This window comes from Sporosarcina contaminans (assembly GCF_042679045.1).
GTDB lineage: Bacteria > Bacillota > Bacilli > Bacillales_A > Planococcaceae > Sporosarcina > Sporosarcina contaminans.
The window spans coordinates 1-13,675 of the sequence record NZ_JBHTLT010000008.1 but is presented as its reverse complement, the minus strand read 5'-3'; the positions used below and the strand labels follow the sequence as shown (position 1 = coordinate 13,675).

Genomic DNA, 13,675 nt, shown 5'->3' with positions numbered 1-13,675 from the left:
TGGAACGGAAAGCGACGGTTGTCAGGGGTTCCCCATTTATTCTCCAACCAGAAAGGGACTATCACAGAAAATCAGTTTACACTGACTTTCTGGACAGCCCCTTTTTTATTTATTTTTTTGCCTCGAATAAATACTGTATTGTTTACCTATCCTATAGTAGCTACAAGATAATCTTAAAAGGATGATGGGATATGGAAAATGTAAAAACCCTTCCAAATGCAAGACAGCGAATGTACAATATAAGCTTTCTTTTGTTTTGTTTATGCTTATTAGATGCTATTTTCACCGATATCGGTTTGCGCAATGGATTTATTCAAGAGGCAAATCCGTTTATGAGAAGCATATATAATAGTAGTATACTTTTATTCTATGTAGTTAAAACACTATTGCCGCTCTCTTTACTATACTTATCTACAATTTTGCAGCCAAAGCTCTATCTACGCTTTATGATGATCGGCGCACTCATCCTATACGTAATCATTTTGTCGAGTCATTTACTTTGGATCATTTTAATCTCATTAAAAATCGGCTGAGTCGCTTACTCAGCCGATTATTTTTTATGTCGTTGATGTGTCTGCAGAGTTAAACATGTTCGCTACAATCAGTCCTGTAATGAACGCAATTACACTCATAACAAAAGGTGTTCCACTTTCTGGGATGCCAGGATAAATCACAAAAATCGAACCGACAATTAGACCTAAAATAATCGCAAACATACTATTTGTAAAACGACCAAGCAAGTAATGTATCGCCTTACTACTCACGATAAATCCTACAATGACGCCTGCACCAATTACAATGATGATCGGAATATTCAAAGTGGACAGCGCATTGATTGCCGTTCCATAGACGCCTAACAATAAAAGGACAAAAGATCCACTCACTCCAGGCAATAACATCGCCATACTGCCTGCCCATCCTGCCAAGAACAGCCCTATTGTATTTTGAAATGTTAACGACGTAATGACGCTAGCGTCTTCAGGTTTAATGAATGCTGTTGATGCTAAAGCCGCACCTACAAGCAATAGTAGAATAAAGTGACCGAAACGAAAATTCTTTGTCACTTTCGCTTGTTTTGAAATAAAAGGAATTACCCCGATTATCAAACCTAAAAAGAAAAATTGGGTCGGCTGATGGTAATTTTTCAGAAGAAAATCGATTAGCTTGCTAAAAAGCAATAATGTAAGTCCAATACCAATTGCAAGCGGCAGCAAAAAGCGAATATGCTTTTTCCATTCCCTACTGAAAAAACCACTAATGGATACTAAAAGCCGATCGTATATACCAAGAATGAATGCGATCGTACCTCCACTCACTCCAGGGATTAAATCGCTGATTCCGATTAAAAATCCGCGATATATATTCTTCCATTCCATAAATTCAAATCCTCCAATATCAATTCAATGTTCATATTATAACATTTTACGACTTAAAAGAGGCGTTTGAAATAAAATGAGACGATTCAAACATTTGTATAGTTGACTTTACATTATGTATGGTTTACTATACATGTAAGTAGTTTACTCATTAGGAGTGAGTTTGGGTGATCACAAATAAAGTAAAAGAATTGCGAGCAAGACATCATTTTACGCAAGGTGAATTAGCTGAAAGGGTCGGTGTGACACGACAAACAATCGTAGCGCTGGAAAAAGGAAGCTATATCCCTTCCCTGCTGTTGGCAATGAACCTTTCAGAAGTGTTCCAAATGCCGATTGAAGAAATATTTACAAAGGAGGATTCATGAATTGAAAGTGACGATTGCTGTTTTCTTACGTGCGATGTTTCTTATTTCGACTGCATTAATGGTGTACGATTATATTAAAATCGAACAGTATTTCATCCAGATGGAAAGAGGCATCATCGATGGCTTCGAAGTGTACATTAGTCCTTTTTACGGCAATTTGTTTGCTGTGGTTTCGGTGTTATTTTTACTGGCGAATATCATTCAGCTCATCGTTGTGAAAAGAAACAAAAATGCTGAGGTAAAATCATTTTTAACGTTCGAATATGACGTGACAGATGAGCGGACTGTCGATATTACGAGAAAGTCCGTTAGTTACGCCTTTGCTGTTTTATTAATTTACTCGCTAATCGTTATTGGATCCTATATGTTCATTCCGAATTATTTCTTAGACTACCCTTGGTATCCGATATTTGCTACTGCTTCGATCCCGATCGTCGGCTTAATCACATATCTTATTAGTTTTAAAGTGCACCAGTATAAATAAGGAGGGATAACAAATGGGGACAAATGGGGACGGATTGTATTAGTCATTACGTTTGGGTTACAAATGCTCAGCGTTACTGAGTTTGGGACAGAGCATTTTTCTACAACTACCAAACTAGTACTTCGGATTCTTTTTGTTCTCACAATCGTAGTTATGCATTTTCACCAAAGAAAGATTAGCAAAACTAGTGGTGGATTAATATTATATAATGGCCACATCATTCCCGCGCTGAATCCGTCTGATGAACGGGAAAAGGAAGTGAATGGCGAAGCATACAAAATTGCATTTTCGTCTATGTTTGTCGTTTCCTTTATCGTAATCGGCTTAGCGGCAGTTTTCACTCTCTTAGAACAAACAATCCAAATACCTGCCATCTTTTTTAGCATCGCCATCATTCCAATTACAGGGTTGATTGCGTTTTACATTTCCTACAGACATTATTACAGCGTATAAAAAACACCGTTCAGACGCTCTGAACGGTGCTCATCTTTTACACTAATTCTTTTTGCTTCGCTTTTTCGATTGCTTCAAGTCGCTCATTGAATTCTTCAACCGTCATATTGTTTTCAATGAAATAACGGTTGCGAGGATGCGTACGGCAAGCATCTGAACAGCTTCTCATGTAGAAATGCTCGTTTTCCTCAGAGCAAAGGATTTTCGCATTGCACTCTGGATTTGCGCAGTTCACATATCGTTCGCAAGGTGTCCCGTCGAAATGATCACGCCCTACGACAACGTGCTCTACTTGATTGATCGGAACAGCAATTCTTTCGTCAAAGACGTAACATTTCCCGTCCCATAGCTGCCCTTTCGCTACTGGGTCTTTTCCGTATGTGACAATTCCTCCGTGCAAGTGTGCAACGTCTTCGAACCCTTCGCGTTTTAACCAACCAGTGAATTTTTCACAACGAATGCCACCTGTGCAATACGCTAAAATTTTCTTGCCTTCAAACATCTCTCTATTTTCTTCAATCCACTGTGGAAGCTCGCGGAATGTTTCGATGTCCGGCCGTACTGCTCCCCTAAAGTGTCCTAAGTCATATTCATAATCATTTCTTGCATCTAAAACAATGGTATTCTCATCTTGCATTTGTTCTAAAAATTCCGCTGGCTCCAAATATTCGCCTGTCAGCTCTAATGGATTTATATCTTCGTCAAGGCTTAAATTGACGATCTCTTTTCTATGGCGCACATGCATCTTTTTGAATGCATGTCCGTCAGCTTCGTCAATTTTAAACCAAAGATCTTTAAACCTTTCATCTTCATGCATTTTTTTCATGTAAGCATCGGTTTGTTCAATTGTTCCGGAACAAGTACCGTTAATACCTTCAGAGCCGATAAGTATGCGGCCCTTTAATCCTAATTCCTTACAAAATGCCAAATGTTCTGCAGTAAATGTTTCAGGATCTTCAATTTCTACATATTTGTAGAATAATAAAACCCTATAATTGCCTTTTTCCATTTCGTTTAACCACCTTCTGTTTTTTCTCTTTGCAATAGGGATAACAGCCGGGATTTGTATCAATCATTGCTTCAGCGGAATAACATATGAATTCATTCGAATAAAGGCAAAAACTTGCCTTTTACACCTGTGGCATCCGCTAAAAGCTTAACTTGATCAGCATTGAATTAGGAATTTCCTCTAATTTCGACAACGCAAAGGAGCATTTATCCTGCCACTTATAAAAGTAGAGAATTCATGCCGATTCAAGTTCTACTATTCGATTGTAAACACAACAGCTAACCCGCATTTGCAAGATCCGGGCGCTATATAGTATAGCACAAAAAAGTTTTTTTAAAAAGACGTATTGCCTAAATGGCACGTGTTAATCACTGCCTAGAAACCATTCATTTTTTTCCATAGAAGAATTGCCATTTAACTGTTAATATAATTCATGTATAATTGATTACAAGAAGAATCGACAAATCTCCCATTTCTTCGAAACTATTCCCTACAATTGCCCGTCTAACAGAATAGAATACATAAAAGGAGACCCTAAGCATGAAAAGACCACGCCGCAAAGCCCGCTCAGCCTGGATTGATATTATTTTCTCGGTAGCTATTCTTTCTTTAACAGCATTCGCTGTCTTTTTATTTATGAAGCCGACCGATCATCAGTCAAACGCTTCGGAAAAGAAAGAGGAACATAGACCAGTGCCAGTCATTGTAGACCAAATCGCTTCCAACTACCCTGGCATCAAAATCATTATTGAAACGTCGAACGACAAAAGAACGCCATTTGCGATTCAATATCCGCAAAGTATTCATTCTGAATTTAATGAAGAAGTGACTAAGTACATAACTGATATACGCGAACAATACATAAATGATTCGGAGAAAAAAACGGCTAAAAATGACGATGTTACGGGAGAATTAAATATTGCTTTCGAAACATTGCTCCATCATTCAGGCAACTATTCTTTCGTATTATTTAATAGTAGTAGTTTCAGTGATGATCAAAACGGTGTTATGGAAATTCGTTCATTCCATTTGAATCCGAAAACTGGTGAACGTTTTACGATAGCTGATCTATTTGCTCACGACCTTGAAAAATTATCTGCTTTATCTACTCTTTTACGTGAAGCTATTTACGAGGATGAATCATTAAAAAATCATCTATTAATTGATGAAATTCATTTACGCACAGAACCTTCTTGGCGGAACTTCAATAACTTTGCATTGACTGACGAAGCTTTACTATTCTACTTCGATCCTGCAACAATTGCTGAAGAATCAGTAGGACCTGCAATCATTAACATTCCGCTCGATCGTTTAAAAGGCATTATTAGCGATGAGTATCAATTGCCTGAACATCAACCGCAAAATCAAGATACCGATGCTTCAAATCCGATTGATCATAATGGCGAGGAAGGAAAACAATCAGAAAAAGTTGAACGAGATGATGAAAAAGTCTCTGACGATCAAGATTCTACGAAAGACGCAGAAACACCTATAGAAAATGTAGAGAAAAAAGTAGCTTTAACATTTGATGATGGACCGGATCCGAAAGTGACTAAGCAAATTTTAGAAGTGTTGGCTCGTCATGATGCAAAAGCAACTTTCTTTATGTTAGGAAGTCGTGTTGAATATTATCCAGAACTGGCGAAAGCCGTTATGGAAGCTGGACATGAATTAGGAAATCACACTTGGAATCACCCCGACTTGACGAAATTGAACGCAGATCGGGTTCGCAAAGAAATTGCAAACACATCAAAAATCATTGAAGAAGTGACGGGAGAACAAGCAAAGTCGTTCAGGCCTCCGTATGGCGCAGTAAATCAATCTGTCAGAGCTCAAACGGATTTGCCAGTCACACTTTGGGATGTCGATACACTTGATTGGAAACATCGAAATGCAAATAAGCTGCTTGAAATTGTAAAAGGCAATGTAAAAGACGGCAGCACCATTCTAATGCATGACATTCACCAATCTACTGCCGATGGCCTTGAAGATGTACTCAATTATTTGGAAGCTGAAGGATACACATTTGTCACTGTCTCTGAATTAGATTAATCGTGAACCAAACTATGAAGAATTCAATTTGCCTAAGTTTCTGCATCCTATGCGGAATTTAGGCATCTTTTTAATTGTGGTGAATTTCACGAGGTATTGCAGGTTGGTCTTACAAATGTTCACTGCACCTTCTACATAAGAAGCATTTTCAAGATATACTTGAGGAATTCATCTATTAAATTACTTTACGCCTTAAGGATCTCGTATCCTTAAGGCTTTCTTGTGGAGAAATCATGCTCCGCCTGCTTTTCAATTACTTCCGACTTTGTTATAATAACATTAGAACAGAACGGAGGCATCGCAATGTTAATCCAAATTGAACCAGATTCGGATATACCTATTTATACCCAATTGGCACAGCAACTAATTGAATTGATTGCAAAAGGAAGATTAAAACCGCAAGATACATTGCCTTCTGTCCGTTCCTTAGCAGCAGACTTAGGTGTCAATATGCACACAGTCAATAAAGCCTATCATGAATTGGAAAAGAAAAAAATCATTGATATCATTCCGAAATCTGGCGCTGTTATTAAAGTGCAGCCAGATAAAGGAACGAATACGGAAAGCATAAACCAGCTCGCCCTATTGCTGAAGCCATTGATTGCAGAGGCAATTGTATATGGAATGACTCAGGAAGAAATTCATGCTTTAACGACTTCTCTTAAATCAGAAATTATGGAGGAATAAGAATGGTATTAATGATATTAATTGCTTGCATTCTGTTTATTGTTGGGCTGCAGGCAGCAATTCCCTATTTACTAAAGCCCCATATTGTCTTTGGAGTAACGATACCTGAAGGCCATACAGAAGATTCTGTATTAATGACTTATAAAAAGCGTTATTCTTTTTTCGTTATGATGACTGGCATCATCGCTATCATCACTTTATTAATTTTCGGTCTCAATAATAGCAGTGAAGAAAGCATCATCTTATCTGGCGTCGCTTCCCAACTGAGCGTTTTACTTGTTAGTATGGGGCTATATGTATACTTTCACATACGGACTACAAAAAGAAAAAAGGAGCAAAGCTGGGGTGCAAACTTGAAAAAAGTCCGTATTGCTGATCTCACAAGCCATTCAAACGATGAAATGCTGCCAAACTATATTTTTGCGTTGCCTATGATCATCACAATTGGGCTCATCGCTTATACAGCTACGCAATATGAGGCGATGCCAGACTTAATACCCACCCATTGGGGTCCAAATGGCCAACCGGATGCATTCACTGAGAAAAACCCGTTTTCCGTAATTGCGCTGCTGCTCATTTCATTCATTATGCAAGGAATGATGATCGGAGTTAATGCAACGACTAAAAAATCCGGAATTCGATTAAATCCAGCTAAACGCAGCTCATCGAAAGTGCAACAATTGTCTTTTCGAAAATATACGAGCTACTTTCTCTTTTTAACATCATTAGCTACAACAATCCTTACTTCTTTCCTGCATATAACAACGATCCATGAAGACATTGTCAGTTCTGTATTTATGATTTCCATGCCGTTCGGATTCCTTTTCGTCATTCTGTTGGCAACTGTCATTTATGCGTTTAAAGTTGGCCAAGGCGGTGCTCGTATTCCAGTTGAGGAAGAAGAGCCAATTGAAGGCGTAACTGACTTCGATGATGACCGCTATTGGAAAGCAGGTGTCTTTTATATTAATAAAGAGGACCCATCCATTTTCGTTGAGAAGAGATTTGGTATTGGCTGGACAATAAATTTCGGCAATCCAATTGGCTATTTAATTATTTTTGTACCGCTTGCTCTCATTTTAATTATTACTGCCTTTCTATAACAAATCCCACCCCAAACGAGGTTGTTTGGAGTGGGATTTTTGCGATTCGTTGCTATGGAAAATAGTGTGATAAACTTTGAATTGAATAAACAAGGGTGTGAGATCTGAATTGGGCTATTTCCTGCCTGCTCATGAATTTTTGCGTGCACACAGTTCAGCTATGCGCAAATCACCTTGAATATACGATTAATTAACAGGATTATGCGCAGTTCGAACATTTTATTCGTATGATGTTTATACGTTTTTGTAGCTTTACGCGTTTGAAAGCAGTTCGTCAAACATAATACGTATTCGTCTTTCTAGAGCGTAGTCGCATTATTAAATTTGCGCAATAAATAAAACCGGAATGGTTGTATTTCCACTCCGGTTTTCTTAATCAATTAAATACGCTTGTGCTGTGCAATGGCTGCAGTCTTGCTTTCGGATCGATATACGCTTTTGCGTGGTTGACAGCCACTGGTGCTTCGCCAAGACCGACAGCGATCAGTTTCACTTTGCCGTCATAGCTTGTTACATCTCCGGCTGCATAGATGCCTTCAATATTCGTTTCCATTCTTGAATTGACGATGATGGAATTGCGGTCCATTTCAAGACCCCATTCTTTTATTGCGCCTAAAGAAGAAATATTACCATAGTTTACGATTACATGATCGATGCTCATGCGCTCTTCAGTGCCGTCTTTCTGTGCAAGTACAACTTCACTTACAGCACCGTTTTCCCCTTCAATCGCTTTCACTGCACGCGATGTTAATACATTTACTTTCGAAGCCATTAGTTGGTTAACACTCGTTTCATGTGCAGTAAAACGCTCGCGGCGATGCACTAAGGATACGCTTTCCGCAATATCTTCCAACATTAATGCCCAGTCAACAGCAGAGTCTCCTCCACCGCAAACTAACACATTGCGACCATTGAACATAGAAAGATCCTTTATGCCGTAATGCAAAGTATTGCCTTCAAAATCAGCCTCTTCAGCTAAGCCGATTTTTCTTGGTTGGAACGCGCCGATGCCCGCGGTCAATAAAATTGTTTTTGTTAAATGAACGCCTTTATCTGTTTGAAGGATGAAATGATCGCCGTCCCGAGTTACCGACAATGCAGTTTCTCCTAAATGGATTTCAGGTTTTGCATAGTGAGCTTGCGTCACTAAGTTAGCAACAAGATCTTTCGCTAAAATTTTCGGGAATCCACCAACATCATAAATATATTTATCCGGATAGAGTTCAATAAGCTGACCGCCCAATTGGGGCAAGCTATCAATGATTTTCACCGACATCTCCCGCATGCCGGCATAAAAAGATGCGAAAAGTCCAGTAGGTCCCCCACCGATTATAGTAATATCGACAATCTCATTATTCATCTATATACACTCCAATTTTTTTCGACTTTTTAGATGAGGACTAAAATCTTCATCATACACTCTTACTTATCTACTCTACACATTATCTATCATTTTTCAATAAAACACACATATTTTGATTCGATTATCAATTATTTTTATAAGGTTCCTTCCATAAGAAATAACTTAATTTTTTGGATGTTCATACTATTTTCATAGTATTCTATACCCAGATGTATGTATTGCTCTTTAAGGATTTAGTTTTCGAGCTAATTGTATAATAAATAAAGAGCTGCAGCCCCTTCCCCATTTAAGCATACACAGATTACTCAGTGCAGGGAAAGGTGATCAGTCCCTTCCTACTGTATTTCTTAAAGCATAGGTCATAGATGTGCATCCTAATAAATAGCTCTGTCTTTACTTTTCAATATGCTCTTTGCAAAAATGCGCTATGAAAGCTTCTTCCTCATCTTCCAATTCAAAATCAAGAATTTTGTCTGTTGCGCGCTCGAAGAAATGGTAGGAAGCAATTTTCTCCTGATCGCCATCTACTGCGTAAAGGACACGCAAACCTGTTCCTTGCTCTTCATAAAGCTCATCTTCTTCATCAAACAGTATATAAAGCATAAATTCAAACCTTCTGCCTGTAAGTATTCCAGTCGGGTCGATTAATTCCTCTACACTATACTCGATTATTTCCATTATAAACCTCATCCTCACTATCGTCTTTTCAATACTATCTTACAATATTTCACCCCGCAAAAGGGATTATTCTGCCTTTTACCTATCATTTCGGAAAATATCTTTTGCAATTTCATTACAATTGATTAACAATGGAGTAAGGCGTTACTATAACTATTTGGGGGTATAACAATTGTTGAAGTTTGAAGATTTCGAATACAAAAGACCAAATATGGAAACGATCAAAAAAGAATTCAATGAATTGCTTGAGCGGTTCAGAAATGCTGCTTCCTATGAGGAGCAAAATGATGTAATCCAAAAAATCAATGCAATCGGCAGTGATTATTCTACGCAATCGAATTTGATGTACATTCGGTCATCCATTGATACAAATGACGAATTTTATCAAAAGGAAAGAGATTATTTCGATGAAATCGGGCCTGAGTTTCAAGAGTTGTTCATTCCCTATTATAAGGAACTCGTTTCGACGCCTTATCGCAAAGAGCTTGAAGAACAATGGGGTCCTCAATTATTCGCATTGGCTGACAACGAAATTAAGTCCTTTTCACCGGAAATCCTTCCTTTGTTGCAAAAGGAAAATAAGTTGACTTCGGAATACGCCAAGTTAGTCGCTTCCGCTCAAATCGAATTTGACGGCAAGACGTTAACGTTAGCGCAAATGGGGCCGTATATGGAGTCGACAGACCGTTCAGTCCGAAAATCCGCGATGGAAGCTTCTACTTCATTTTACGCGGAGAATGGCGAGCAATTCGATCGGATTTATGATGATCTCGTAAAAGTTCGTCATGAAATGGCGACAACATTAGGGTTTGAAAACTTTATTGAATTAGGCTATGCGAGAATGAGCCGGATCGACTATGACGCGAAAATGGTAAAGAAATTCCGCGACCAAGTTTTGGAACATATCGTTCCTCTCGCGAACAAATTATACGAACGGCAAGCTGAACGGATCGGCGTTGACCAATTGAAATTTTACGACCAATCATTGAATTTCCTAACAGGCAATGCAACTCCGAAAGGCTCTCCAGAATGGATCGTGGAAAACGGCAAGAAAATGTATGCCGAGCTTTCCCCTGAGACGGATGAGTTTTTCAAGTATATGACCGATAAGCATCTCCTTGATTTGGAAGCAAAAAAAGGGAAGGAAGCTGGGGGCTATTGCACTTTTATCGACAATTACGATTCGCCTTTCATCTTCTCCAACTTTAACGGCACTTCCGGAGATATCGACGTTCTGACCCATGAAGCAGGTCACGCATTCCAAGTGTACAGCAGCCGCAATATCGGCATTCCTGAATACGTCTGGCCGACCCATGAAGGCGCAGAAATCCATTCCATGAGTATGGAGTTCTTTACTTGGCCTTGGATGGAGTTATTTTTTAAAGAAGACACAGAGAAATATAAATTTGCACATTTAAGCAGCGGCCTGCTTTTCTTGCCGTACGGCGTTGCGGTGGATGAATTCCAGCATATTATTTACGAAAACCCTGAAATGACGCCTGCGGAAAGAAAGGAAGCATGGAAAGAACTTGAGCGGAAATACTTGCCGATGCGTGATTATGACGGTATTCCTTATTTGGAATCCGGAGCAGTATGGCAACGCCAAGGACATATTTACGAAGTGCCCTTTTACTACATCGATTACACTTTGGCACAAATTTGTGCATTCCAATTTTGGAAACGCTCACTTGAAGATCGTGAAAGTGCATGGAAAGATTATGTGCACTTATGTAAATTAGGCGGATCAAAGTCTTTTACTGAGCTTGTGAAAGAAGCAAATTTAATTTCCCCATTCGAAGATGGTTGCGTGGAGTCGGTCATCGGAACGATTGAATCTTGGTTGAACAACGTTGACGATAAATCATTATAATGTATGAATGGTTGAGGGGCGTTGCAATATTTGCAACGCCCTCAGCTTTTTACAAACACCCACATTTGAATGTAAGCCCTTTGCTTTAGGAACAGCTATATAATGTGTATTGATTTTTTCCGTTCTCCTTAGACTTATACAATGCCTCATCCGCTTTTTTATAGAGTGAATCAAAATCATCTTCCTTACATGATAAAGCTGCGCCTATGCTTATGGATGTATGTATANAAGCTAATATTACGAGATAAAAAGGCCTTTTTCCGTTAAAATAACTTCATAATTGACAAAAGGGTTGGAAATCAATTCGATTTCCAACCCTTTTGTCTACAGTCTGGGCCATTCCCTGTGGGGAATGGCTTTTTTGTGCGTTTATAAAGAAAGCATAGGTATGATCTCTCTATCTATTTTCCATTCAACTTATAGAAGAGCTATTTCTTTAATTCCCAAACAATCAAAATCCCCTCTATTATGTTTTGCATTGATATCGTAGTAATTTGCAAGATAGCCATTGATATGGCTGTATTGCGTTACATTTATATTTTGAGCAAATAATTTTATGTTGAGAGCGCGGTGTGTATGTTCATACACAGCATTGTGTTGCATGACAATTACATTGTGCTATTTAGGCTTCATGACCTTGTTGAAACGATTACATAGCATTAACTATCGTTTATGAGGGTGGCAACGGGCTTGTGTGTTTTCCTCAAACTTCCTATGCATGGTAATACAACTAAATGAATATAGAAGCGAAGGTTTTTATAGGTGACGATTAGTGTTAAGATTTCTTTGTCAATACCGGGTTAAAATTCCCCAAAAACGCCGGACTAAAATTCCTCACTTTAACGATTCAGCAGCTGAAGGCAAAGGGAACACCCCAGCCTTCCTTTTCTCTTCCATGCGATATGAATCGCCTTTAATGCTAAAGGTTACGGAGTGATGTAGGAGACGATCTAAAATCGCTGTTGCTAAAACATCATCCCCAAATGTTTTTCCCCATTCCAAATAGGATTTATTTGAAGTAATGATCATAGCCCCTTTTTCATATCGCTTAGAAACGATTTGAAAAAACAGATTGGCTGTGACTTCGTCAAAGTCGAAATATCCGACTTCATCCAAAATAATGAGATCTGGTTTACATAAACGCTTCATTAAATACGATAGTGTGCCTTTTTGTGAAGCCTTTTGACATTGCTCTCCTAACTCATTGGCCGTAATAAACAAGACGTTGTAACCTTTGGCTAACGCTTCTAACCCAAACCCGATGGCGAGATGTGTCTTTCCCACCCCCGGTGGGCCGAGTATGATGCGGTTTTCTCCATTTGCGATAAAACGGCAGGTACAAGTCTCTTTGACGCGTCGCTCACTAATACTAGGCTGAAAGCTAAAGTCGAATTCATGGATCGTTTTTGTATACGGAAATTTTGCTTTGCGAATTCGTTTGGCCAAAGCCTCTGATTCTCGATGTTCCCATTCCTGTTTTACCAGGGTGTCAAGAAAGTCAAAATATGATAAAGTATTGGCAGAGGCACTCTCGACTAGTTCATCTAGTTGCTGGGCTGTCTGCTGCCACCCGAGCGCTTTTAAGCGTTCTTCGAGTATTGATGAATGCATAACCTTATTCTCCTTCCTCGAGCGCAGCGTATATTGCTAACGATCGACTTTCAACGGTCGGTATTGGAGTAGGGGAATCTGGGGTCGCCAAACCATGTAGATTCTTTTCCTGCTCTTTTTCTGTTCCCGGTAGCCCTTGATAATGCTCGGCATTCATAGTCACTTGATGTCTGCCATCTAGTAGCGGATGTACGGCTATCCGTTCATACTCGTCGTATAGTTCAAGCATTCCTTCATTCGTTTCATGTACCTTCACTTGCTGTCCCGCATATCGATACGGCACTGAATACTTATTCTGCTGATAGGAAATAAAACAATCCTTACTCACTTCCCGGAGTTCCCATTGTCTTACTTGATACAGCGGTTTTGTATTCCATGGAATCAAAAGCGCACGCTCTTCCTCGAACCGATCACATGGGCGTTGTTGCGTCGTTTGATTGCGTTTTTTGTGAACCACCTCATCCAGCCATTTACGCACTTCTGAATTCAAATCTTCCAGGTTTTCAGGTAGGCGACGCTTAAGGAAATTTGATTTTAAATAAGCTACAGCCCTCTCTACTTTTCCTTTTGTCTGCGCCCGATAAGGCTTGCAGGCTTTCGGAATAACTCCATAATAGGATA

Annotated in this window: 15 protein-coding genes; 8 read left to right on the top strand and 7 right to left on the bottom strand. The window is 39.1% G+C overall.

Features of this window, described 5'->3' with window-relative positions; all coding sequences use genetic code 11:
- Nucleotides 1-191: 191 nt before the first annotated feature.
- Nucleotides 192-533, top strand: a complete 342-nt coding sequence (locus ACFQ38_RS01310; RefSeq protein WP_336823431.1) for a DUF5658 family protein — start codon at nt 192-194, stop codon at nt 531-533.
- 24 nt (nt 534-557) lie between these two features.
- Here ACFQ38_RS01310 and ACFQ38_RS01305 read toward each other — a convergent pair whose 3' ends face one another.
- Nucleotides 558-1,376 (bottom strand): DUF368 domain-containing protein, encoded by an 819-nt coding sequence (locus ACFQ38_RS01305; protein ID WP_336823432.1) that lies wholly within the window; start codon nt 1,374-1,376, stop codon nt 558-560.
- Between the two features lie 167 nt (nt 1,377-1,543).
- Here ACFQ38_RS01305 and ACFQ38_RS01300 point away from each other — a divergent pair, with 167 nt between their 5' ends.
- The 3 genes from ACFQ38_RS01300 (at nt 1,544) to ACFQ38_RS01290 (ending at nt 2,681) form a co-directional block, all read left to right on the top strand.
- Entirely contained in the window at nt 1,544-1,744 is a 201-nt protein-coding gene (locus tag ACFQ38_RS01300; protein ID WP_336823433.1) for a helix-turn-helix transcriptional regulator, read from the top strand.
- 1 nt (nt 1,745) lies between these two features.
- Entirely contained in the window at nt 1,746-2,228 is a 483-nt protein-coding gene (locus ACFQ38_RS01295; RefSeq protein ID WP_381479593.1) for a hypothetical protein, read from the top strand.
- A 258-nt stretch (nt 2,229-2,486) separates the two neighbouring features.
- Nucleotides 2,487-2,681, top strand: coding sequence for a hypothetical protein (locus ACFQ38_RS01290; protein WP_381479592.1), 195 nt, complete (start codon nt 2,487-2,489; stop codon nt 2,679-2,681).
- Between the two features lie 37 nt (nt 2,682-2,718).
- Here the strand turns inward: ACFQ38_RS01290 and trhO are convergent, their stop codons facing one another.
- Entirely contained in the window at nt 2,719-3,690 is a 972-nt protein-coding gene (trhO, locus tag ACFQ38_RS01285; RefSeq protein WP_381479591.1) for an oxygen-dependent tRNA uridine(34) hydroxylase TrhO, read from the bottom strand.
- 540 nt (nt 3,691-4,230) lie between these two features.
- Here trhO and ACFQ38_RS01280 point away from each other — a divergent pair.
- The 3 genes from ACFQ38_RS01280 to ACFQ38_RS01270 all read left to right on the top strand — a co-directional run bounded on the left by ACFQ38_RS01280 (nt 4,231) and on the right by ACFQ38_RS01270 (nt 7,532).
- Nucleotides 4,231-5,742 carry a polysaccharide deacetylase family protein gene (locus ACFQ38_RS01280; RefSeq protein ID WP_381479590.1) on the top strand — a complete coding sequence of 504 codons (1,512 nt, stop codon included), beginning with the start codon at nt 4,231-4,233 and terminating at the stop codon, nt 5,740-5,742.
- Between the two features lie 303 nt (nt 5,743-6,045).
- Nucleotides 6,046-6,429 carry a GntR family transcriptional regulator gene (locus tag ACFQ38_RS01275; RefSeq protein ID WP_336823438.1) on the top strand — a complete coding sequence of 128 codons (384 nt, stop codon included), beginning with the start codon at nt 6,046-6,048 and terminating at the stop codon, nt 6,427-6,429.
- Between the two features lie 2 nt (nt 6,430-6,431).
- The gene (locus ACFQ38_RS01270; RefSeq protein ID WP_336823439.1) at nt 6,432-7,532 is read left to right on the top strand and encodes a DUF1648 domain-containing protein; all 1,101 of its coding nucleotides are present in this window, start codon (nt 6,432-6,434) and stop codon (nt 7,530-7,532) included.
- Nucleotides 7,533-7,908: 376 nt separating this feature from the next.
- Here the strand turns inward: ACFQ38_RS01270 and ACFQ38_RS01265 are convergent, their stop codons facing one another.
- Nucleotides 7,909-8,892 carry an NAD(P)/FAD-dependent oxidoreductase gene (locus ACFQ38_RS01265; protein ID WP_336823440.1) on the bottom strand — a complete coding sequence of 328 codons (984 nt, stop codon included), beginning with the start codon at nt 8,890-8,892 and terminating at the stop codon, nt 7,909-7,911.
- 396 nt (nt 8,893-9,288) lie between these two features.
- Nucleotides 9,289-9,573: a DUF6509 family protein gene (locus tag ACFQ38_RS01260; protein WP_381479589.1), complete on the bottom strand. Its 285-nt coding sequence runs from the start codon at nt 9,571-9,573 to the stop codon at nt 9,289-9,291.
- 172 nt (nt 9,574-9,745) lie between these two features.
- On the opposite strand from ACFQ38_RS01260, the gene ACFQ38_RS01255 reads away from it, so the two are divergent.
- Nucleotides 9,746-11,443: a M3 family oligoendopeptidase gene (locus tag ACFQ38_RS01255; protein WP_381479588.1), complete on the top strand. Its 1,698-nt coding sequence runs from the start codon at nt 9,746-9,748 to the stop codon at nt 11,441-11,443.
- 85 nt (nt 11,444-11,528) lie between these two features.
- On the opposite strand, the gene ACFQ38_RS01250 is transcribed toward ACFQ38_RS01255, so the two are convergent.
- The 3 genes from ACFQ38_RS01250 to ACFQ38_RS01240 form a co-directional block, all read right to left on the bottom strand.
- Entirely contained in the window at nt 11,529-11,657 is a 129-nt protein-coding gene (locus tag ACFQ38_RS01250; RefSeq protein WP_381479594.1) for a GGDEF domain-containing protein, read from the bottom strand.
- 620 nt (nt 11,658-12,277) lie between these two features.
- Nucleotides 12,278-13,054, bottom strand: coding sequence for an IS21-like element helper ATPase IstB (gene istB / locus ACFQ38_RS01245; RefSeq protein ID WP_381479587.1), 777 nt, complete (start codon nt 13,052-13,054; stop codon nt 12,278-12,280).
- A 4-nt stretch (nt 13,055-13,058) separates the two neighbouring features.
- Nucleotides 13,059-13,675: Mu transposase domain-containing protein (locus ACFQ38_RS01240; protein ID WP_408020203.1), on the bottom strand; the 617-nt coding region annotated here is incomplete at its 5' end.

What these genes read in the sequence shown, in the direction of transcription:
- trhO (WP_381479591.1), bottom strand. Translation starts at nt 3,690, where the DNA reads ATGGAAAAAGGCAATTATAGGGTTTTATTATTCTACAAATATGTAGAA.
- ACFQ38_RS01265 (WP_336823440.1), bottom strand. Translation starts at nt 8,892, where the DNA reads ATGAATAATGAGATTGTCGATATTACTATAATCGGTGGGGGACCTACT.
- ACFQ38_RS01305 (WP_336823432.1), bottom strand. Translation starts at nt 1,376, where the DNA reads ATGGAATGGAAGAATATATATCGCGGATTTTTAATCGGAATCAGCGAT.
- ACFQ38_RS01280 (WP_381479590.1), top strand. Translation starts at nt 4,231, where the DNA reads ATGAAAAGACCACGCCGCAAAGCCCGCTCAGCCTGGATTGATATTATT.
- ACFQ38_RS01275 (WP_336823438.1), top strand. Translation starts at nt 6,046, where the DNA reads ATGTTAATCCAAATTGAACCAGATTCGGATATACCTATTTATACCCAA.
- ACFQ38_RS01310 (WP_336823431.1), top strand. Translation starts at nt 192, where the DNA reads ATGGAAAATGTAAAAACCCTTCCAAATGCAAGACAGCGAATGTACAAT.
- istB (WP_381479587.1), bottom strand. Translation starts at nt 13,054, where the DNA reads ATGCATTCATCAATACTCGAAGAACGCTTAAAAGCGCTCGGGTGGCAG.
- ACFQ38_RS01260 (WP_381479589.1), bottom strand. Translation starts at nt 9,573, where the DNA reads ATGGAAATAATCGAGTATAGTGTAGAGGAATTAATCGACCCGACTGGA.
- ACFQ38_RS01270 (WP_336823439.1), top strand. Translation starts at nt 6,432, where the DNA reads ATGGTATTAATGATATTAATTGCTTGCATTCTGTTTATTGTTGGGCTG.